A 19,375-nucleotide genomic window follows, 5' to 3' on the forward strand; every position below is an offset into this window, starting at 1 on the left:
TTCTCTCCGCGTGTGCCGCATCACCCGGAGAGAATGACTCCGGGGAGTGCCTGTCGCCCGTGGACGGGCATGGGGAACAATGGTCAGGTGACCAGGCCCGCCTCCGCCCGCGCTCCCCGGCTCGACCAGGTCTGCGCCGCCGCCGTCGAGGTGGCCCGCGACGCGATCACCGAGGTGGAGCCCACCGACATCGGCGATCATCTCCAGGCGGTCGCCGAGGGCGACCGGGTCGTCACCCACTACTTCGAATGCCGGATGGCCGGTTACCGCGGCTGGCGCTGGGCCGTCACTGTGACCCGGGTGCCGCGCAGCCGGCACGTCACCATCTGCGAGACGGTGCTGCTGCCCGGCCCGGACGCGCTTCTCGCTCCGGGCTGGCTGCCCTGGCAGGAGCGGCTCAAGCCGGGCGACCTGGGTCCGGGCGACCTGCTGCCCACCCCGGCCGACGACGAGCGGCTCGCCCCCGGCTACCTGCTCTCCGACGACCCCGCAGTGGAGGAGACCGCCTGGGAGCTGGGCCTGGGCCGGGCCCGGGTGCTGTCCCGGGAGGGCCGCGCCGAGGCCGCCCAGCGGTGGTACGACGGGGACCACGGCCCGGACGCCGCGATCTCGGCCGCCGCGCCGGCCGCCGCACGCTGCGGCACCTGCGGTTTCTACCTGCCGCTCGCCGGTTCGCTGCGCCTGGCGTTCGGTGCCTGCGGCAATTTCTACGCCCCTGACGACGGCCGGGTGGTGAGCGCCGACCACGGTTGCGGCGCGCACTCGGAGACGATGATCGAAGCGGCCGAGACGTCCGTGGACGAGCTGCCCACCGTCTACGACGACAGCGCGGTCGAGGCCATGACCGTCAGCCGGGCCCCGGGCTCGGTGGAGGCGGCCGAACCGGCGGAGCCGTACGGCCACCCCTGACGGGTCAGCGCGCTCGCTGCGCTTCGGCAGCGCGTCGGCGACGCCGGTTGGCGTCGTGCCGCATCATCACCGCCAAGCCGGGAAAGCCCCACAGGAAACCGGCCAGACAGGTCCAGAGCCAGTTCTGACGCCCGGATTCGGTGAGCCAGTCCCGGAAGAAGATCAGCAGCACCAGGCCGGCCACCGCCCAGGCGATCAGCCCGGCGACGGCGAACGGCACCATCGGCGGGTCGAGCGGCTCCGGCCGCGGCTGTTGCTCCTGTGACACCGGCCCAGCCTACGTGATCGTTCTTCCCTGCCTGCCAGGTGATCTGGGACGATGCGCGCGACAAAACCCGGCCGATGACCAGATGAGGAACCATGTCCATTGCCCCGCCGCCGGATCACGGCACACCGCCCGATCCCGCGCATCCACGAAACGCCTTCGACCGCTTCTTCCTGATCTCGGCGCGCGGGTCGACGCTGAGCCGGGAGTTGCGAGGCGGCTTCGCCACGTTCTTCACGATGGCGTACATCGTGGTGTTGAACCCGCTGATCCTGGGCAGCGGTAAGGACGGCGACGGCCGTTCGCTGGCCATCCCGGCGCTCGCCGCGGCGACCGCGCTGGTCGCCGGCCTGATGACCATCCTGATGGGCGTGGTGGCCCGGTTCCCGATCGCGCTCGCGGCCGGTCTGGGCGTGAACGCGCTCGTCGCCTATGAGATCGCGCCCCAGATGACCTGGGCGGATGCGATGGGCCTGGTGGTCATCGAGGGTGTGCTGATCGGCATCCTGGTGCTCACCGGACTGCGTACCGCGGTGTTCCGCTCGGTGCCCACGCAGCTCAAGACCGCGATCGGCGTCGGCATCGGTCTGTTCCTGACCATCATCGGCCTGGTCGACGCCGGTTTCGTCAGGCGCGTGCCGGACGCCGCGAACTCCACGGTGCCGGTCGGGCTGGGCATCAACGGCAAGATCGTCAGCTGGCCGATGCTCGTCTTCGTGGTCGGCCTGCTGATCACGCTGGTCCTGGTGGTACGCCGGGTCCGCGGCGCGATCCTGATCGGCATCCTGGCCTCCACCGTGCTGGCCATCGTGGTCGAGGCGATCGCCAACGTCGGCCCGTCCTTCGTCGACGGCAAGCCGAACCCGAAGGGCTGGGCGCTGAACGTGCCCGAGCTGCCCAAACAGATCGTGGACCTGCCCGACCTGTCGCTGCTGGGCCAGTTCAACGTGCTGAACTCGTGGAGCCGGGTCGGCTGGCTGGTGCCGCTGATGTTCATCTTCACGCTGCTGATCACGGACTTCTTCGACACCATGGGCACGATGGTCGCGATCGGCCAGGAAGGGGACATGCTCGACGAGACGGGCACCCCGCCGAAGGCCAAGGAGATCCTGCTGGTCGACTCGATCGCCGCCGCCGCGGGTGGCGCGGCCTCGGTGTCCAGCAACACGTCGTACATCGAGAGCGCCGCAGGCGTTGCGGAGGGTGCGCGGACCGGCGTGGCCAACCTGGTCACCGGCGCGTTGTTCCTGCTCGCCATGTTCCTGGCACCGCTGTCGCTGATCGTGCCGTTCGAGGCCGCGTCGACGGCGCTGGTGGTGGTCGGCTTCCTGATGATGACGGCGGTCCGCACGATCGACTGGACCGACTACGAGATCGCCATCCCGGCGTTCCTCACCATCGCGCTGATGCCGTTCACCTATTCGATCTCGAACGGCATCGGGGCCGGCGTGATCAGCTTCGTACTGCTGAAGGTGGCGAAGGGTAAGGCCCGGGAGGTCCACCCGCTCCTGTACGGGGTCGCCGTGCTGTTCATCGTGTACTTCCTGCGCGGGCCGGTCGAGTCCGTGTTGCTCTGACGCTGGTGAGCCTGGTCATAACGCATGTCGTTAGCCAGGCTCATTAGTTAGGCTAACTAGTGTGACGGAGCGGACGGTGACGGCGAAACGCGTGCCACCGGCGCAGCTGGCTCCTCAGCTGCGAGATGCGATCACCCGGCTCAACCGGCGGGTACGACAAGCCCGGCCGGTCGGCGACCTCACGGTCACCCAGCTGTCGGCGCTCACCAGCCTCAATCTGGCGGGCGCCCTCACGCCACGGGAACTGGCTGATGTCGAACGGGTGCAGCCGCCCACGATGACGAAGATCGTCGCGAAGTTGGAGGAGCGCGGCCTCGTGCAGCGCACCCCCCATCCGACCGACGGACGGCAGGTCATCCTGGCGGCGACCGAAGGGGGAAGGGCCGTACTCGACCAGTTCGAGCGGGCCCGCAACGAGTGGCTGGCCACCCGGCTGGCCGCGCTGACCGAGGACGAACGCGAGACGCTACGGCGAGCAGCGGACATCCTCCAGGGCATCGCTCGCGCCTGACACCGCCGCCCGCGGTTCGCTTCGTCAGCTGTGGATGAAGCGTACCGACGCGAGGAGGCGCACCTAGAGTGCAGGCCAAGCTGAGCACGATGTTCCAGTCCCTACGAGTCCGCAACTATCGACTCTTCGCCACCGGGCAGCTGATCAAACTGATCGGCGTCTGGATGATGTTCATCGCCCAGGACTGGCTCGTCCTCGAGCTCAGCGACAACTCCGCGACCGCGCTCGGCGTGGTCACCGCGTTGCAGTTCACCCCCGTACTCCTGCTCACGCTGCTGTCCGGCCGGCTCGCCGACCGCTACGACAAGCGGATGCTGCTCTTCGTCGCCAACGCCTTCTGGACCGTGCTGTCGCTCGCCATGAGCATCCTGGTCCTCACCGGCCTGGTGCAGCTCTGGCACGTCTTCACGTTCGCCGCCCTGCTCGGCGTCGCCAACGCGGTCGAGACGCCGGTCCGCCAGGCGTTCGTCTCCGAGCTGGTCGGCATGCCGCTGCTGCCGAACGCGCTCTCGCTCAACGCGGCAGTGTTCAACTCCGCCCGGATCGTCGGCCCGGCCGTCGCCGGCCTGGCCATCGCCGTCGTCGACGTCGGCCCGGTCTTCCTGGTCACCGCGCTCAGCTCGATCGCCCCGCTGGTCAACGTGGTCCGGATGCGTACCGACGAGCTGCACCGCAAGGACCTGCCGCCGGTCGGCGAGCGGGACCAGGCCCGGGTGGTCGACGGCCTCCGGTACGTGGCACGCCGCCCGGACATCCTGCTGCCGATGGTCCTCATGTCGGTGATCGGGATGAGCCTGTTCAACTTCCAGCTCACCCTCGCCGCGCTCGCGAAGACCGTATTCAACACCGGTGCCGCCTCGTTCGGCCTGTTCAGCACCGCCCTCGCGGCCGGCGCGCTGGTCGGGGCGCTGGCCGGCACCGGACGGCGCAGCCGGCCCTCGGTCTGGCTCGTGCTCGGCGCCGCGATCGGCTGCGCGATCTTCGGCACGCTCGTCGGGCTCGCCCCGGCGTACTGGATGGTCGTGACGCTGCTGCTGCCCGCCGGGTTCTTCATGATCTACTTTGCCCAGGCCGCCAACCAGCGCGTACAGCTCGGTGTCGACGCGTCCTTCCGGGGACGGGTGATGGCGCTGTGGGTGCTGGTGTTCCTGGGCACCAACCCGGTCGGCGCGCCGCTGATCGGCTGGGTCGCCGAGACGTACGGCGCGGGCGCGAGCATCTGGGCCGGCGGTCTGATCTCGCTCACCGCCGCGCTGCTGGCGCTCACCTGGCAGCTGCGCCGCTCCGGCGCCCGGCTGCGGATGCGGGTGCTGCCGATGCCCCGCTTCTACGTGGTTTCGCCCGGCGCCAAGTAGCCCTGATAGCCGGTCGTACCGGCCCGATTACCCAAACGGGTGGCGGGCCGGTGCGGCAGGGCTTAGCGTCGATGTGTGGAAGTGGGGCAGGGACTGCTGCTGGCGCTGGCGATCCTCGCCGTCTGCTGCCTGCCTGCCCTGTTCGCGCTGCTGTTCTGCGCCGACGAGATCATCGATCGGGTCGCCTGCGGATGGGCCGAGTGGCGGGAGCAGCGCCGGGAACGCCGTACCATCGCGCGGCTCGACCGGGCCATCGAGGCCGAGGCGCTGACCCGCGACATCGACCTCACCGAGTTCGACAAGGACGGCCGCCGTCCGCTGGAACAACTCGCCACCGACCTGCGCCGGCTCGGCGGCCACCGGCTCGCCGCCGCCGACCGCAGCGTGGTGTGGCACGGCGCGGTCATCGAGGCGTACGACGAACGGCTGCGCGCCGCCTGCCACGCGCTCGGCATCGCCGAACACCTGGCCGAGCTGGACGGCGTCGACCGGGAGATCGAACGGGTACGCGTCGAAGGGCTGCTGCACGCCGCCGGGCTGACCCTGCCGGCCGCGCGCGCCGCGCACCACCAGCGGCACCGCTGACCGGGTGCGTCTCTTCGCGGCGATCTACCCACCTGCCGTGGTCGTCGCGGACCTGACCGCCCGGATGAAGGGCCTGCGGGTCGCGGCCGCCCGCCACGCCCGCCTCGCCGACCCGGCGAACCTGCACCTCACGCTCGCCTTCCTCGGCGAGGTGCCGGACGACCGGCTGCCCGATGTGAAGCACGCGCTCGCCTCGGCCGCCCGGACGGCTCGTTCCCCGCGGCTGTGCCTGGCGGGTGGCGGCTGCTTCGGTGAGGGCCGGTCCACAGTGCTCTGGGTCGACGTGCGCGGCGACGTCGAGGCGCTCGACGCGCTCGCCTTGTCGATCCGCGACGGGCTGCGCGAGGCCGGGCTGCCGTGTGACGACAAGCCGTTCCGGGCGCATCTGACCATCGCCCGCCCCGGCGACCGGGTGCCCGAGGCCGACGTCCGCTCGGACGTCCACACGCTGCACGACTACGCCGGGCCGCAGTGGACGGCCGGCGAGGTGCTCCTGATTCGCAGCCACCTGGGCCGTACGCCGCGCTACACCCCCGTCGCCGCGTGGGCGCTGGCGGCGGGCGCTTAATTCGGGTGGGGCGTTAAGAAGGGGCCCCTCCTCTACCGGAGGCGTTAAGAAGGGGCCCTTCCTTACACCTACCAGGCCCAGGCTTCGGGGCCGGGACCGCCGTTGCCGACCGGCGGGAACAGCTCGTCGAGGCGGGTCAGCGTCGACTCGTCCAGCCGGACGTCGAGGGCGCCCAGGTTACGGTCGAGCTGGTCCATGGTGCGCGGGCCGACGATCGGGGCGGTCACCCCCGGCCGGGACAGCAGCCACGCCAGCGCCACATCCGCCGGGTCGTGACCCAGGTCGGCACAGAGCTTCTCGTACGCCTCGATGGTGTTCCGGTGCTCGGCCAGCGCGTCGGCCGAGCGGCCGGTGGTGCCGCGCGCCGCGCTGCCCTCGGCCATCTTGCGGATGATGCCGGAGAGCAGCCCGCCGTGCAGCGGCGACCAGGGGATGATGCCCAGCCCGTAGTGCTGCGCGGCCGGGACGACCTCCAGTTCGACGTACCGGGTCAGCAGGTTGTAGATGCACTGCTCGGAGACGAGCCCGAGGAAGTTGCGCTTGCCGGCCGCGGCCTGCGCCTGCGCGATGTGCCAGCCGGCGAAGTTGGACGATCCGACGTAGAGCACCTTGCCCTGGGCGACGAGCGTCTCCATCGCCTGCCAGATCTCCTCCCACGGCGTGGTCCGGGAGATGTGGTGCATCTGGTAGAGGTCGATCGTGTCGGTCTGGAGCCGGCGCAGCGAGTCCTCGCAGGCCCGGATGATGTGCCGGGCGCTCAGGCCCTGCTCGTTGGGCCACTCGCCCATCTTGCCGTACACCTTGGTGGCGAGGACGACCTTGTCGCGGCGCCCGCCGCCCTGCGCGAACCAGCGGCCGACGATCTGCTCGGTGACGCCCTCACCGAGCTTCCAGCCGTAGACGTTCGCGGTGTCGAAGAAGTTGATCCCGTGTTCGAGCGCCCGGTCCATGATGGCGAAACTGTCCGGCTCGTCGGTCTGCGGACCGAAGTTCATCGTGCCGAGGCAGAGTCGGCTCACGGACAGACCGGTGCGTCCCAGGTTCGTGTACTCCATGACTCCACCCTGGCACGCCGGCACTTAGAGTGCCCTCTCAACGAGCCAGGGTGGAGCGATGGATCAGGATGATTCGCGGGCCGCCGGGCCGGTGCCGAACAGCACGTCGTCCCAGCTCGGCAACCGCTTGCGCGGCTTGCCGCCGGCATCGGTGGACTCGGCTGCCGCGCCGCCGGTCGCCGCCGCGGGGCCGGTGCGGCGGGGCCGCAGCACGGCCAGCGAGGGTACGGCCGGGATCTCCTTCGGCGCGTCCGAGTCGTCGTCGAAGGCCGAACCCTGCCCACCACCGAGCAGCGCGGCGGCACCACCGGCGACAGCCCGCTGACGGGGCGCCTCCTGCCCGGCCAGCGCAGCCGGGGAGCGGGTGTCGAGACCACGCCCGGACGTGCCGCCGAGCGGCCGGTCCAGCGAGGCGAGCAGCGCGTCCCGGCCGGCGCGGATCGGGTCACGCCCCGGACGGGCGTGCTCGGAGGCAGCCGGAAGGCCGTGCCCACCCCGGCTCGGCTCGCCGCGCGACGGGCCGGGCAGCGCGTGACCGCCCCGCTCGGGCGCCGGCTCCTGGCCGAGGATCGGCGTGGGCCGCTCGGCGCACAGGTATTGCGCCATGTCGTCGTGCGGCGCGACGTTCTGCCGGGTCTTGTCCAGGTCCCACACCGCCTGGGCGGTGGCCTTGCCGGACGGCCAGGTCGCGATGATCCGCCAGGTGCCGTCGTCGCGGCGGTAGGCGTCCCACGAGATCTTCTCGGTGTCGATGCCGTGCTGGGCCAGCCGGCCGTTGACGACCTCGGCCAGCGGGGTCGGCTTCTCCGCGCCCTTGAGCCGGGTGCGGCGGGCGTGCTGGGCGAGCATGGCCCGCTCCTGGAGCACCGGACCGGCGTAACGCAGCACCCGGTCGACTGGTACGCCGGCGATGCGGGCGACGTCCTCCGCGGACTCGCCGGACCGGATCCGGGCCTGGATGTCGCGTGGGGACAGCGACGGCGTCGGGTCGGTGGCGCTCGGCACCACAGCGAGCGGCGGGGCGCCCGGCTCGGCGTGCAGCGCCGACGCGATCCGCTCGTCGATGGGCAGCGCCAGCAGGCGCCCCACCTCGTCGGCGAGCACCAGGGCCTGGCCGTCCTCGGAGAGGGCGACGAAGCGTACTGGGCGCATGGGCTTGCCTCCGTCCCGCTTCGCTGGCCGTCACGCCACGGGAGCCGGCCACCCGGGCGTCTCGCACCACCGTACGCTCATCTACCCGCCGATGGGGACTGCGACACCCCGGCATGTCGTGACTGAGCTGCGGTAACGATCACGGTGGGTGGCCGCCGGAGCCCCGACGGCCACGCACCGTGACGACGTGATCAGAGTCGCTCTACCACGTAGTCGATGGACGCGGTGAGCGCCTCGACGTCGGCCGGCTCGACGGCCGGGAACAGCGCCACCCGCAGCTGGTTGCGGCCCAGCTTGCGGTACGGCTCGGTGTCGACGATGCCGTTGGCGCGCAGCGCCTTGGCGATCGCCGTGGCGTCCACCTCGTCGGCGAAGTCGATGGTGGCGACCACGTTGGACCGCAGCGCCGGGTCCGACACGAACGGCGTGGCGAACGACGAGCGCTCGGCCCAGCCGTACACGATGCCGGCGCTCTCGGCGGTGCGCTTGGCCGCCCAGGCCAGCCCGCCCTGGGAGTTCATCCAGTCGGTCTGCTCCGCGGCCAGGAAGATGGTCGCCAGCGCCGGGGTGTTGTACGTCTGCTCCAGCCGCGAGTTGTCGATCGCGGTGACCAGGTCGAGGAAGGCCGGGATGTACCGGCCGGACTCCTTGACCTCGGTGGCCCGGGCCAGCGCGGCCGGCGACATCAGGGCCAGCCAGAGCCCGCCGTCGGAGCCGAAGCACTTCTGCGGGGCGAAGTAGTAGACGTCGGTCTGGGCGACGTCCACGTCCAGCCCGCCCGCGCCGGAGGTGGCGTCGACCAGCAGCAGCGAGCCCTCGTCGGCGCCCGCGACCCGGCTGATCGGCACCGCGACGCCGGTGGAGGTCTCGTTGTGCGGGGTGGCGTAGACGTCCACGCCGGCCTCGGCCACGAGCGACGGGGCGCTGCCCGCGTCGGACTTGCGCACGGTCGGCTCACCGAGGAACGGTGCGTCCTTGACCGACTTGGCGAACTTGGCGCCGAACTCGCCGAAGCTGGCGAACTGGGCCCGGTCGCGGATCAGGCCGAACGTGGCGACCTCCCAGAACGCGGTGGTGCCGCCGTTGCCGAGCACCACCTCGTACCCCTCGGGCAGGGAGAAGAACTCGGCCAGGCCGCGGCGCAGCCGGGACACCTGGTCGCGGACCGTCTTCTGCCGGTGCGACGTGCCCAGGTAGCTGGTGGCGACGTCGGAGAGGGCGGAGACCGCGGCCGGACGGACCTTGGACGGGCCGCAGCCGAATCGTCCGTCGGCGGGCCTGATCTCGTCGGGAATCCGGATGGTCGGTGCGTCAGCCACGGTTGTCTTGATCCTTCCGCGTGGGCGGGACGGGCCCTTGGTGCGGGCGCGGACCGATGGCCGGGCGTGCGCCGGGCGCACGAGGCGGCCGGGGTCCGAACCCGGCCGGCAGCGCTGCCGGCCTTCATCCTCCCACCCGGGCGGCCCGGACCGGCGGCTGGTCCCACTGTCGGCGCTGAGTCGTGCGCCACAGCGGCGCAGCGCCTCGTGGGCACGGAGGCGGGCGTTAAGAAGGGGCCCCGCCTCTACCGGAGGCGTTAAGCGGGGCCCCTTCCTTACACGTCAGACGCCGTGCGGGATGGCGTCCCAGCCCTCGACCTGCTGCGGCTTGCGCGGGCCGTGGCCGACGTACGTGGCCGACGGCCGGACCAGCCGCTGGAGCTTCTTCTGCTCCAGGATGTGCGCCGACCAGCCGCCCATCCGGGCGCAGGTGAACATCGAGGTGAACATGTGCGCCGGCACCTCGGCGAAGTCCAGCACCACCGCGGACCAGAACTCGACGTTTGTGGCGAGGACGCGGTCCGGGCGGCGGGCCTGCAGCTCGGCCAGCGCGGCCTTCTCCAGCGCCTCGGCGACCTCGAAGCGGGGCGCGCCCAGCTCCTTGGCGGTACGCCGCAGCACGCGGGCGCGCGGGTCCTCGGCCCGGTAGACCCGGTGGCCGAAGCCCATCAGGCGCTCGCCCCGGTCCAGGACGCCCTTGACGTACCCGTCGGCGTCGCCACTGCGCTCGACCGCCTCCAGCATGCTGAGCACCCGGGACGGGGCGCCGCCGTGCAGCGGGCCGGAGAGCGCGCCGATGCCGGAGGAGATGCAGGCCGCGGCGTCCGCGCCGGTGGAGGCGACGATCCGGGCGGTGAAGGTGGAGGCGTTCAGGCCGTGCTCGGCGGCCGAGATGAAGTACGCGTCGACGGCCTTGACGTGCCGCGGGTCGGGCTCACCGCGCCAGCGCTTCATGAACCGCTCGACGATGGTCTCCGCCTTGTCGATCTCCTTCTGCGGCACGGCCGGCAGGCCCAGGCCGCGCGCCGACTGGGCGACGAATGACAGCGCGGTGACCGACACCCGGGCCAGGTCCTCGCGGGCCTGCTCGTCGGAGATGTCGAGAAGCTGGTTGAGCCCCCAGTACGGGGCCAGCATGGCGACCGCGGACTGCACGTCGACGCGGATGTCACCGGAGTGAACCGGCACCGGGAACGGCTCGGCCGGAGGCAGGCCCGGGCCGAACCGGCCGTCCACCAGCAGTGCCCAGACGTTGCCGAACGAGACCTGGCCGATCAGGTCCTCGATGTCCACGCCCCGGTAGCGCAGTGATCCCCCCGCGCGGTCGGGTTCGGCGATCTCGGTCTCGAAGGCTACGACGCCTTCCAGGCCCGGCTTGAAATCGGACATGTCGTCTCCTGGCTTCGGCTCGGCGCGCCCGGGCGGGCTGATCGAGCCCCGCAGCTCAGGCGACCCTTCAGGGATGTGGTTCGTGACATCTTGCCCGGTGGGTAACGCGCTGCGCGACCCACAGCCACTGTGCGCCACGCGACATCCCCGCCGGTGGACGCCCGTTCGGGGAGGAGAAGACTGGGTACCGGGGCCTGGCCAGCGTCGGGGGACGCCGGCACGCCCGGGAGAGGGACTACCACAGTGACAGGCGACACACCCGCCCCGGCCGGCATGCGTAACGAGTACGCGGCCGACCTGGGCCTGACCGAGACGGACCTGGCGCCGGACTGGCACACCCAGTTCGCCCGCTGGTTCGCCGACGCGGTGGCCCATCAGCTGCCCGAGCCGAACGCGATGGTGCTCGGCACGGCCGACGACCGGGGCCGGCCCAGCGGGCGCACCGTGCTGCTCAAGGGATACGGCCCGGAGGGCTTCGTCTTCTACACCAACCACGGCTCGCGTAAGGGCGCCGAGGTGATCGGGAACCCGTGGGCCAGCCTGGTGTTCCCCTGGTTCCCGATGCAGCGGCAGGTGATCGTGACCGGCCGGGTCGAGCAGGTGGACCGGGCCGAGACCGAGGCGTACTTCGCCACTCGGCCGCGCGGCTCGCAGCTCGGGGCGTGGGCCAGCGCCCAGTCGGCGGTGGTGCCGGACCGGACCGCGCTCGACGCGGCGTACCGGGCGGCGGCCGAGCGGTTCGCCGACGTGGACCCGATCCCCGCGCCGCCGTACTGGGGCGGGTTCCGGGTCCGTCCGGAGACTGTCGAGTTCTGGCAGGGCCGGGCCAGCCGGCTGCACGACCGGCTGCGCTTCCGGCGTACCGGGGACGGGTTCTTCGTCGTCGAGCGGCTCGCGCCGTGACCGACGTCACGCAGACCCGGCGGCGGGGCGCGCGCCGCTGGGCGATCGACCTGCGTCCGCTGCGCGTGCCCGCGTACCGGCGGGTCTGGACCGGCAACGCGATCGCCATGTTCGGGTTCCAGTTCACCGCCGTGGCGGTGCCGGTGGAGATGTTCGACCTGACCGGCGGCTCACTCTGGGTCGGTCTGCTCGGCATCGCGGGCTTCGTACCGCTGCTGATCTTCGGGCTGTGGGGCGGCGCGGTCGCCGACGCCCGGGACCGCCGCCGCGTGCTGCTCGTCGGCGGCTGCGTGCTCTGGGTCTCGACGCTCGGGCTTCTGGTGCAGTCGCTGGCCGGTGCGCGCAGCCCGCTGCTGCTCCTGCTGCTCGTCGGCCTCCAGTCGACGGCCTTCGCGATCACCTCGCCGGCCCGCAGCGCGATCCTGCCCCGGCTGGTGCCCGCGGAGCTGGTCCCGGCGGCCACCACGCTGAACTTCACCACGTTCACCGCCGCCGCCGTCTTCGGCCCGCTCGCCGCCGGCCTGATCTTCGCCGCCTGGCAGGTCGGGGTGGCGCTGCCCATCGCGTACGCGGCGGACGCGCTGCTGTTCACCGCGTCGCTCTGGGCCACGCTGCGGCTGCCCGCGATGCCGCCCGCGCCGGACCCGGACGGCGGTGTCCGCAAGGCCGGGTTCGCCAGCATCGTCGACGGCTTCCGCTACCTGGCGACCACGCGGGTGCTGCTGCTCTCCTTCGCCATCGACCTGATCGCGATGATCCTGGCCATGCCGCGGGCGCTGTTCCCGGAGCTGGCGCAGGAACGCTTCGGCGGTGCCTCGGCGGTGGGCTGGCTCTACAGCTCCATCGCCATCGGCGCGATGCTGGGCGGCCTGACCTCGGGGTGGATCGGCCGGGTACGACGGCAGGGCCTCGCGCTCACAGTGGCGGTGGTCGGCTGGGGCGTGGCCATCGCGCTCGCCGGGCTGGCCGGGCAGCTGTGGGTGGCGGTGGTGCTGCTGGGCGTCGCCGGCGCCGCCGACCTGGTCAGCGCCACGCTGCGCCAGTCGATGCTGCTGGTCTACGCGCCGGACCGGATGCGTGGCCGCCTCCAGGGCGTGAACACGGTCGTGGTGGCCGGTGGCCCGCGTCTGGGCGACCTGCGGGCCGGTGCGATGGCCGCCGGTTTCGGCACCGGCTTCGCCATGGTCGGTGGCGGCCTGGCCGCCGCCGTACTCGCGGTGCTGCTGGTGGTGGCGTTCCCGGCGCTGCTGCGCTATCGCTCGACCACTCCCGCCGAGGACCGGCACTGACGGTAGGGTCGCCGACATGGGGATCGACGTGCAGCCTCCGTCCGGTACACAGTGGACCATCGCGGCCGACGGCCACGAGGCCGTCGTGGTCGAGGTGGGCGGCGGCCTGCGGGCCTACCGCTACGACGGCGTGGATCACCTCGACGGGTACGCCGAGGACGAGGTCTGCCCCGGCTCGGCCGGGCAGGTGCTGGCGCCGTGGCCGAACCGCGTCCGGGACGGCGTCTACACGGTCGGGGAACGGTCGTTTCAGCTCGACCTCACCGAACCGGAGCGGCGCAACGCCCTGCACGGCCTGGTGAACTGGGTGCGGTGGCAGCCGATCGAGCAGTCGGCGGACAGCGTGACCGTCGGCTACGACCTGCCGCCGAGCCCCGGCTACCCGTGGGCACTGCGGCTGCGGGCCCGGTGGAGCGTCGGCCCGGACGGCCTGCGGGCCGAGCACGAGGCGACGAACGTCTCCGACGAGCCCGCGCCGTTCGGCTTCTCCGTGCACCCCTACCTGCAACTGCCGAAGGTCGGCGTGGACGAGTTGCGGTTGCACGTACCGGCCCGGCGGCGGGTGCTGGTGGACAGCCGCCTGCTGCCGGTCGCCGCCGCCGAGGTGGCCGGCTCCGAGTTCGACTTCACCAGCCCGCGCCCGATCGGCGACCTGGTGCTCGACACCGCGTTCGGTGACGTCGAGCGGGACGCCGACGGCGGCTCGGCGGTGGTGCTCAGCGCGCCGGACGGCTCGTCCGGGCTGCGGATCTGGGCGGACCGCGAGTTCGGCTGGTGGCAGGTGTTCACCGGCGACACGCTCGGCGGGGAACGGCACCGCCGGTCCGTGGCGGTGGAGCCGATGACCTGCCCGCCCGACGCGTTCCGCTCCGGCAAGGACCTGATCATGCTGGAGCCGGGGCAGACCTGGCGGGGCGCCTGGGGCGTCCGCCCGGAGGTCTGAGCGTGGAGTTCGCCGACGTCGTCCGGCGCCGCCGGATGGTGCGCAACTACGACCCCGACAGGCCGGTGCCGCCGGAGGTGGTGGACCGGCTGCTCGATCACGCCGTCCGGGCCCCGTCGGCCGGGTTCTCGCAGGGCTGGGGCTTCCTGGTGCTGGAGGAACCCGAGGACCGGGAACGGTTCTGGGCCGCGACCACGCCTGGTGGCGGCGGCCGGGAACGCTGGCTGGCCGGGATGCGCCGGGCTCCGCTGATCGTGGTGCCGCACGCCAACCGCGACGCCTACCTGGACCGCTACGCCGAGGCGGACAAGGGCTGGTCGGACCGCGCCGAGGACCGCTGGCCGGTGCCCTACTGGTACGTGGACACCGGCTTCGCGGCGCTGCTGATGCTGCTCACCGCCGTGGACGAAGGGCTGGGCGCCTGCTTCTTCGGCATCCCGCCGCAGCGCATCGGGGCGTACCGGGAGGCGTTCGGGGTACCGCCGGAACTGCACCCGATCGGTGCGATCACAGTAGGTTACCGAGCTGTCGACCACCGGTCACCGTCGCTGCGCCGAGGGCGGCGTCCGGTGCAGGATGTGGTGCGGCGGGGACGGTGGACCTGAGCGGTTAGGCTGACATCCACATTGTCAGCCTGGCCTGGGGAGGAGAGCACGCCGTGATCTTCAGGGCGGTCCGGGACGGGCGTCCCTACCCGGAGCACAACCTCACGCTGAAGCAGTGGGCCGAGATTCCGCCGCGCCCGCTGCGGCTTGACCAGCTCATCACCACCAAGCGCGAACTCGCGCTGGACAAGCTGCTCGCGGAGGACTCCACCTTCTACGGCGACCTCTTCCCGCACGTCGTCCAGTGGAACGGCGGCCTCTACCTGGAGGACGGCCTGCACCGGGCGCTGCGCGCGGCGCTCCAGCAGCGCAACCAGATCCACGCGCGGGTGCTCGTGCTCGGTGACCAGGGCGAGTGACGCCTCCCTGAGTCTTGGTTAAGGTGACGCCATGACTCCTCTCGACCTGCTCGACATCGATGCGTCGCTCAGCGACGAGGAGCGGCAGATCCGCACCGTCGTGCGCCGGCTCGTGACCGACCGGGTACGCCCGCACATCGCCGGATGGTACGAGGACGGCCAGGTTCCGGCCCGCGAACTGGCCCGCGAGTTCGGCAAACTCGGCCTGCTCGGCATGCACCTGACCGGCTACGGCTGCGCCGGCGCGTCAGCGGTCGCGTACGGGCTCGCCTGCCTGGAACTGGAGGCCGGCGACTCCGGCGTCCGCTCGCTGGTGTCGGTGCAGGGATCGCTCGCCATGTACGCCATCTGGCGCTACGGCAGCGAGGAGCAGAAGCAGCGCTGGCTGCCCGCCATGGCGGCCGGTGAGGCGATCGGCTGCTTCGGGCTCACCGAACCCGACCACGGCTCCGACCCCGCCTCGATGGCCACCCGCGCCCGCCGCGACGGCGACGACTGGATCCTCAACGGCAGCAAACTGTGGATCACCAACGCGCCGATCGCGGACGTGGGCGTGATCTGGGCGCGTACCGACGACGGGGTGCGCGGCTTCGCCGTACCCATGGACACGCCGGGGGTGACGGCGCGCGAGATCCGGCACAAGATGTCGCTGCGCGCGTCCCTGACCGGCGAGATCGCCCTCGACGACGTCCGGCTGCCGGCCGACGCGCGACTGCCCGAGGCGATCGGGCTCAAAGCGCCGCTGGGATGCTTGACCGAGGCCCGGCACGGCATCGTCTGGGGCGCGCTCGGCGCGGCCCGCGACTGCCTGGAGACCGCCCTGGAGTACGCGACCACGCGCACCCAGTTCGGCCGCCCGCTCGCCGGTTTCCAGCTCACCCAGGCCAAGCTCGCCGACATGGCGGTGGAGTGGAACAAGGGCATGCTGCTCGCGCTGCACCTGGGCCGCCTCGCCGACGCGGGCACGCTGCGGCCCGACCAGGTGAGCGTGGGCAAGCTGAACAACGTCCGCGAGGCGCTCGCCATCGCCCGGCAGTGCCGCACGATCCTCGGCGCCAACGGCGTCTCGGGGGAGTACCCGGTGATGCGGCACGCCAACAACCTGGAGAGCGTGCTCACCTACGAGGGCACCTCCGAGATCCACCAGCTCGTCATCGGCCAGCGGCTCACCGGCCTGTCCGCGTTCGCCTGACCTGCGGTTTCACCCGATCGGGGCGCTCGGCGAGCGACTGTCGCACGGTGGCCGTACCGTCATTGTCAGTCGATGTGTCGGCTGAGGATCGATGTGTCGGACGAGGAAGTGTCGGACGAGGACGGTGAGGGCGATGGCCCGCGACGGTGACATCAACGAGCCCACCCGGGAGTTCCCGGACTACCCCACCAGCGAGTCCCTTCGAGACCGGGCGGAGGGCTCGCCCGACCACGACCGCGAGTACGCCCCCGGTGCCCCGGCGTCGGGCGGCGGCCCGGCGCGCGGCCTGCTCTGGGTGCTCGGCGCGGCGGCGCTGGCGGTCGTGGTGCTGCTCGGCGTGCAGGCCACCGGTCTGCTGCCCGACTTCCGCAACCCGTTCGCCAAGGAGCAGACCGACCGCAGCCAGCCGCCGCTGCTCAAGTCGATCCGTGACCTGAGCCGCTACGTCGCCGCCGAGGGCAACTTCCAGGTCGTGGTGGACGTGCAGAACGACAGGCGCAACGTGCCCGACTTCCTGCTCAACGAGCGCACGCTGTTCGTCGGGGCGGGCCGGGTCGAGGCGTACGTCGACTTCGGGAAGATCGCCGACGGTGCCGTGGTGGTCTCCGAGGACGGCAAGTCCGCCGAGATCAAGCTGCCCGCGCCGCAGCTCGGCGAGACCGATCTGGACATGGACAAGAGCTACGTGTTCGCCGAGCAGCGCGGCCTGATCAACCGGCTCAACGACCTGGTCGCGGGCGACCCGAACCGGCAGCAGCAGGTCTACAAGCTCGCCGAGGACCGGATCACCGCTGCCGCCCGGGACAGCGGGCTCACCGCCCGGGCCCAGGAGAACACCCGCAAGATGCTCGAAGGGCTGCTGCGCTCCCTCGGGTACGAGAAGGTGACGGTCACGTACACCGCTCCCTGACCGCTCTGACGCCGCGCGCCCGCCCCGATGGTTCCGGGGCGGGCGCGTCGCGTGTGTGCCGGCGTCCCGGCTCGTGTCGCGTCAGCGGGTGGCGAGGTAGCGGTCCTCGTTCGGCATCAGGATCCACAGGATCAGGTAGACGATCACCTGCGTGCCGGGCAGCAGCAGCGACAGCAGGAACAGCAGCCGGACCATGCCGGCCGACATGCCGAACCGCTGCCCCAGGCCGGCGCAGACACCGGCGATCATGCGCCCCTGGCGGGGCCGGACCAGTTTGCGACTCATCGTCGTCTCCCACTTCTGCGGCGATCCGCCGCGCTGATTCCACGGTAGAAAGGGGTACGCGCCGCGCCCTCAGCCCCGAGGAGGATCGGCGACCCGGGCACCCGTAGGTGCTTACCCCGGCGCTTCCTCACCAACGCCCCCGCTCCTCGCCTCACCCTCGCGCCGCCCTCGCGCTGCCCCGTGCCGCCGTCGCGCCGCCCCGCGCAGCCCTCGCGATCTTGCAGTTGCGGCCCCCGTTGTGCCCGATTCGCGCAGTTGTTCAGGGCCGCAACTGCAAGATCGCGGGAGTGGTGGGGGTGGCGTCGGGCGGGAGCCCTGCTCGGCGAGGGGTGCTGCGTCGAGCGCTTTCCGCCTCGCGGGACTGGCGTTCCGCTGACTGGGGCAGTGGAGATCTTGGTAGGAAAGTGCCCCTATGGGGGCCATTCGGTACCAAGATCTCCCCGGGGGCAGGCCACGGCGCGTCGATCTTGGAGTTGTGGCACCTCGCGAATGGCGTTAATCGGGCATCCTGGGCGCCATAACTCCAAGATCGACGGGGAGGGGCGGGGCGGGAGTCGGCGGCAGTAGCGCGAGGGCGGGCGGGGCGGGCGCGGGCCTGAGCGGGCGGGATGGAGCGGGTGGGCGACGGCGGGAGTGGAACGGGCAGGGGGCGGACGCGTGCGCCGGGGCGGGTATGTGGCGGAGTGGGGGCGGGTATTCACGGGGGCGAGGTAGGCTCGCCGGTCGGGCGCCCCCACCCCGGGCGCCGGCCGTCTACCCGCCCGGCGGGCGCGGCACCCACGCACCGGCTCGGATCCGCACAACGGGGACGACGGCGAGGAAAGCAGCAAATGATCAGTGTTTTCGATCTTTTCAGCGTCGGTATCGGGCCGTCCAGCTCGCACACCGTCGGGCCGATGCGGGCCGCCCGTACGTTCGTGGCGGGTCTGAAGGCCGACGGGATGCTCGCCGATGTGGCGCGGGTACGGGCGGAGCTGTTCGGCTCGCTCGGCGCGACCGGCCACGGGCACGGCAGTGACCGGGCGGTGCTGCTGGGGCTGGAGGGTGAGGTCCCGGAGACCGTCGACACGGACTCGGTCGGGCCGCGGGTGGAGCGGATCCGTACGCAGCGGCGGCTCGACCTGTTCGGCAGTCAGGGGGTCGACTTCGATCCGGACACGGATCTGGTGCTGCATCGTCGGCGCTCGTTGCCGTATCACCCGAACGGGATGACGTTCGCGGCGTACGACGCGGCCGGGGGCGAGGTGCGGACGCGCACGTACTACTCGGTCGGTGGCGGGTTCGTGGTGGACGAGGCGGCGGCCGGGGCGGACCGGATCAAGGCGGACAGCACCCGGGTACGGCACCCGTTCCTGACCGGCGCGGAGCTGCTGACCGTCACCTCGGAGACCGGGCTGTCGATCAGTGAGGTGATGCTCGCCAACGAGGTGTCCTGGCGCAGCGAGGCGGACGTGCGCGCCGGGCTGCTGGAGATCTGGCGGGTGATGCGCGAGTGCGTGGAGAACGGCTGCACCCGTGACGGCGTACTCCCGGGTGGGTTGAAGGTCCGGCGGCGCGCGGCGGAGATGCGGCGCAGCCTGGAGGCGGAGACCGGCAGCCAGGATCCGCTGCGCGCGATGGACTGGGTGACGTTGTTCGCGCTGGCGGTCAACGAGGAGAACGCGGCCGGCGGGCGGGTGGTCACCGCGCCGACGAATGGTGCCGCCGGGATCATCCCGGCTGTACTGCACTACTACACCCGGTTCGTGCCGGGTGCCTCCGAGGAGGGCGTGGTCCGGTTTCTGCTGGCGGCGGGCGCGATCGGTGTGTTGTTCAAGGAGAACGCGTCGATCTCCGGGGCCGAGGTGGGCTGTCAGGGTGAGGTGGGTTCGGCGTGCTCGATGGCGGCGGCCGGGCTGGCCGAGGCGCTGGGCGGTACGCCGGAGCAGGTGGAGAACGCCGCCGAGATCGGCATGGAGCACAACCTGGGGCTGACCTGCGATCCGGTGGGTGGCCTGGTGCAGATTCCGTGCATCGAGCGCAACGCGGTGGCGAGCATCAAGGCGATCACCGCGGCCCGGCTGGCGTTGCGCGGCGACGGGGTGCACCACGTGTCGCTGGACAAGGTCATCAAGACCATGCGGGAGACCGGCGCGGACATGAAGGTCAAGTACAAGGAGACCGCGCGGGGCGGGCTCGCCGTCAACGTGATCGAGTGCTGACCT

The 19,375-nt window shown here is 71.8% G+C and carries 20 protein-coding genes; 14 read left to right on the plus strand and 6 right to left on the minus strand.

The window, feature by feature from the left end:
- The first annotated feature begins 69 nt into the window (after positions 1-69).
- Positions 70-909 (plus strand): DUF3027 domain-containing protein, encoded by an 840-nt coding sequence (locus MICAU_RS02535; protein ID WP_013283711.1) that lies wholly within the window; start codon positions 70-72, stop codon positions 907-909.
- Between the two features lie 4 nt (positions 910-913).
- Here the strand turns inward: MICAU_RS02535 and MICAU_RS02540 are convergent, their stop codons facing one another.
- Positions 914-1,177 carry a DUF2530 domain-containing protein gene (locus tag MICAU_RS02540; RefSeq protein WP_013283712.1) on the minus strand — a complete coding sequence of 88 codons (264 nt, stop codon included), beginning with the start codon at positions 1,175-1,177 and terminating at the stop codon, positions 914-916.
- A gap of 92 nt (positions 1,178-1,269) precedes the next feature.
- Here MICAU_RS02540 and MICAU_RS02545 point away from each other — a divergent pair, with 92 nt between their 5' ends.
- The 5 genes from MICAU_RS02545 (at position 1,270) to thpR (ending at position 5,770) form a co-directional block, all read left to right on the plus strand.
- A complete protein-coding gene (locus tag MICAU_RS02545; RefSeq protein ID WP_013283713.1) occupies positions 1,270-2,751 on the plus strand; it encodes an NCS2 family permease in 1,482 nt (493 codons plus the stop codon).
- A gap of 61 nt (positions 2,752-2,812) precedes the next feature.
- A complete protein-coding gene (locus tag MICAU_RS02550; protein WP_030274920.1) occupies positions 2,813-3,262 on the plus strand; it encodes a MarR family winged helix-turn-helix transcriptional regulator in 450 nt (149 codons plus the stop codon).
- Between the two features lie 68 nt (positions 3,263-3,330).
- Positions 3,331-4,617, plus strand: a complete 1,287-nt coding sequence (locus tag MICAU_RS02555; protein ID WP_013283715.1) for an MFS transporter — start codon at positions 3,331-3,333, stop codon at positions 4,615-4,617.
- 75 nt (positions 4,618-4,692) lie between these two features.
- Positions 4,693-5,202 (plus strand): hypothetical protein, encoded by a 510-nt coding sequence (locus tag MICAU_RS02560; RefSeq protein WP_013283716.1) that lies wholly within the window; start codon positions 4,693-4,695, stop codon positions 5,200-5,202.
- A gap of 4 nt (positions 5,203-5,206) precedes the next feature.
- On the plus strand, positions 5,207-5,770 hold the full coding sequence (gene thpR, locus MICAU_RS02565; RefSeq protein ID WP_013283717.1) for an RNA 2',3'-cyclic phosphodiesterase: 564 nt from the start codon (positions 5,207-5,209) through the stop codon (positions 5,768-5,770).
- Positions 5,771-5,838: 68 nt separating this feature from the next.
- On the opposite strand, the gene MICAU_RS02570 is transcribed toward thpR, so the two are convergent.
- The 4 genes from MICAU_RS02570 to MICAU_RS02585 all read right to left on the minus strand — a co-directional run bounded on the left by MICAU_RS02570 (position 5,839) and on the right by MICAU_RS02585 (position 10,685).
- The gene (locus MICAU_RS02570; RefSeq protein WP_013283718.1) at positions 5,839-6,825 is read right to left on the minus strand and encodes an aldo/keto reductase; all 987 of its coding nucleotides are present in this window, start codon (positions 6,823-6,825) and stop codon (positions 5,839-5,841) included.
- 63 nt (positions 6,826-6,888) lie between these two features.
- Positions 6,889-7,977 carry a septation protein SepH gene (gene sepH, locus MICAU_RS02575; RefSeq protein ID WP_013283719.1) on the minus strand — a complete coding sequence of 363 codons (1,089 nt, stop codon included), beginning with the start codon at positions 7,975-7,977 and terminating at the stop codon, positions 6,889-6,891.
- Between the two features lie 191 nt (positions 7,978-8,168).
- Entirely contained in the window at positions 8,169-9,296 is a 1,128-nt protein-coding gene (gene serC, locus MICAU_RS02580; protein ID WP_013283720.1) for a phosphoserine transaminase, read from the minus strand.
- A 282-nt stretch (positions 9,297-9,578) separates the two neighbouring features.
- The gene (locus tag MICAU_RS02585) at positions 9,579-10,685 is read right to left on the minus strand and encodes a citrate synthase 2 (protein ID WP_013283721.1); all 1,107 of its coding nucleotides are present in this window, start codon (positions 10,683-10,685) and stop codon (positions 9,579-9,581) included.
- Between the two features lie 273 nt (positions 10,686-10,958).
- On the opposite strand from MICAU_RS02585, the gene pdxH reads away from it, so the two are divergent.
- From pdxH to MICAU_RS02620, 7 genes are all read left to right on the plus strand, one after another.
- Positions 10,959-11,588 carry a pyridoxamine 5'-phosphate oxidase gene (pdxH, locus tag MICAU_RS02590; RefSeq protein WP_049794801.1) on the plus strand — a complete coding sequence of 210 codons (630 nt, stop codon included), beginning with the start codon at positions 10,959-10,961 and terminating at the stop codon, positions 11,586-11,588.
- Complete coding sequence (locus MICAU_RS02595; RefSeq protein WP_013283723.1) at positions 11,585-12,877, plus strand: MFS transporter; 1,293 nt, start codon at positions 11,585-11,587, stop codon at positions 12,875-12,877. Before pdxH ends, MICAU_RS02595 begins: the two co-directional genes overlap by 4 nt.
- Positions 12,878-12,893: 16 nt before the next feature.
- On the plus strand, positions 12,894-13,820 hold the full coding sequence (locus MICAU_RS02600) for an aldose 1-epimerase family protein (RefSeq protein ID WP_013283724.1): 927 nt from the start codon (positions 12,894-12,896) through the stop codon (positions 13,818-13,820).
- Positions 13,821-13,822: 2 nt separating this feature from the next.
- Positions 13,823-14,425 carry a nitroreductase family protein gene (locus MICAU_RS02605; RefSeq protein WP_013283725.1) on the plus strand — a complete coding sequence of 201 codons (603 nt, stop codon included), beginning with the start codon at positions 13,823-13,825 and terminating at the stop codon, positions 14,423-14,425.
- A gap of 53 nt (positions 14,426-14,478) precedes the next feature.
- The gene (locus MICAU_RS02610; protein ID WP_013283726.1) at positions 14,479-14,784 is read left to right on the plus strand and encodes a type II toxin-antitoxin system VapB family antitoxin; all 306 of its coding nucleotides are present in this window, start codon (positions 14,479-14,481) and stop codon (positions 14,782-14,784) included.
- Between the two features lie 31 nt (positions 14,785-14,815).
- Positions 14,816-15,976: an acyl-CoA dehydrogenase family protein gene (locus tag MICAU_RS02615; RefSeq protein WP_013283727.1), complete on the plus strand. Its 1,161-nt coding sequence runs from the start codon at positions 14,816-14,818 to the stop codon at positions 15,974-15,976.
- Positions 15,977-16,109: 133 nt separating this feature from the next.
- The gene (locus MICAU_RS02620) at positions 16,110-16,886 is read left to right on the plus strand and encodes a DUF4230 domain-containing protein (protein WP_013283728.1); all 777 of its coding nucleotides are present in this window, start codon (positions 16,110-16,112) and stop codon (positions 16,884-16,886) included.
- 81 nt (positions 16,887-16,967) lie between these two features.
- Here MICAU_RS02620 and MICAU_RS02625 read toward each other — a convergent pair whose 3' ends face one another.
- Positions 16,968-17,171 carry a PspC domain-containing protein gene (locus MICAU_RS02625; protein ID WP_013283729.1) on the minus strand — a complete coding sequence of 68 codons (204 nt, stop codon included), beginning with the start codon at positions 17,169-17,171 and terminating at the stop codon, positions 16,968-16,970.
- Between the two features lie 830 nt (positions 17,172-18,001).
- On the opposite strand from MICAU_RS02625, the gene MICAU_RS02630 reads away from it, so the two are divergent.
- Complete coding sequence (locus tag MICAU_RS02630; RefSeq protein ID WP_013283730.1) at positions 18,002-19,372, plus strand: L-serine ammonia-lyase; 1,371 nt, start codon at positions 18,002-18,004, stop codon at positions 19,370-19,372.
- Positions 19,373-19,375: the final 3 nt, after the last annotated feature.

The organism is Micromonospora aurantiaca ATCC 27029, from assembly GCF_000145235.1.
GTDB lineage: Bacteria > Actinomycetota > Actinomycetes > Mycobacteriales > Micromonosporaceae > Micromonospora > Micromonospora aurantiaca.

Excerpts from the sequence above, each read along its gene's own strand:
- MICAU_RS02535 (WP_013283711.1), top strand. The coding sequence starts at position 70 with ATGGGGAACAATGGTCAGGTGACCAGGCCCGCCTCCGCCCGCGCTCCC.
- MICAU_RS02545 (WP_013283713.1), top strand. The coding sequence starts at position 1,270 with ATGTCCATTGCCCCGCCGCCGGATCACGGCACACCGCCCGATCCCGCG.
- MICAU_RS02570 (WP_013283718.1), bottom strand. The coding sequence starts at position 6,825 with ATGGAGTACACGAACCTGGGACGCACCGGTCTGTCCGTGAGCCGACTC.
- sepH (WP_013283719.1), bottom strand. The coding sequence starts at position 7,977 with ATGCGCCCAGTACGCTTCGTCGCCCTCTCCGAGGACGGCCAGGCCCTG.
- MICAU_RS02585 (WP_013283721.1), bottom strand. The coding sequence starts at position 10,685 with ATGTCCGATTTCAAGCCGGGCCTGGAAGGCGTCGTAGCCTTCGAGACC.
- pdxH (WP_049794801.1), top strand. The coding sequence starts at position 10,959 with ATGCGTAACGAGTACGCGGCCGACCTGGGCCTGACCGAGACGGACCTG.
- MICAU_RS02600 (WP_013283724.1), top strand. The coding sequence starts at position 12,894 with ATGGGGATCGACGTGCAGCCTCCGTCCGGTACACAGTGGACCATCGCG.
- MICAU_RS02615 (WP_013283727.1), top strand. The coding sequence starts at position 14,816 with ATGACTCCTCTCGACCTGCTCGACATCGATGCGTCGCTCAGCGACGAG.
- MICAU_RS02620 (WP_013283728.1), top strand. The coding sequence starts at position 16,110 with ATGGCCCGCGACGGTGACATCAACGAGCCCACCCGGGAGTTCCCGGAC.
- MICAU_RS02625 (WP_013283729.1), bottom strand. The coding sequence starts at position 17,171 with ATGAGTCGCAAACTGGTCCGGCCCCGCCAGGGGCGCATGATCGCCGGT.
- MICAU_RS02630 (WP_013283730.1), top strand. The coding sequence starts at position 18,002 with ATGATCAGTGTTTTCGATCTTTTCAGCGTCGGTATCGGGCCGTCCAGC.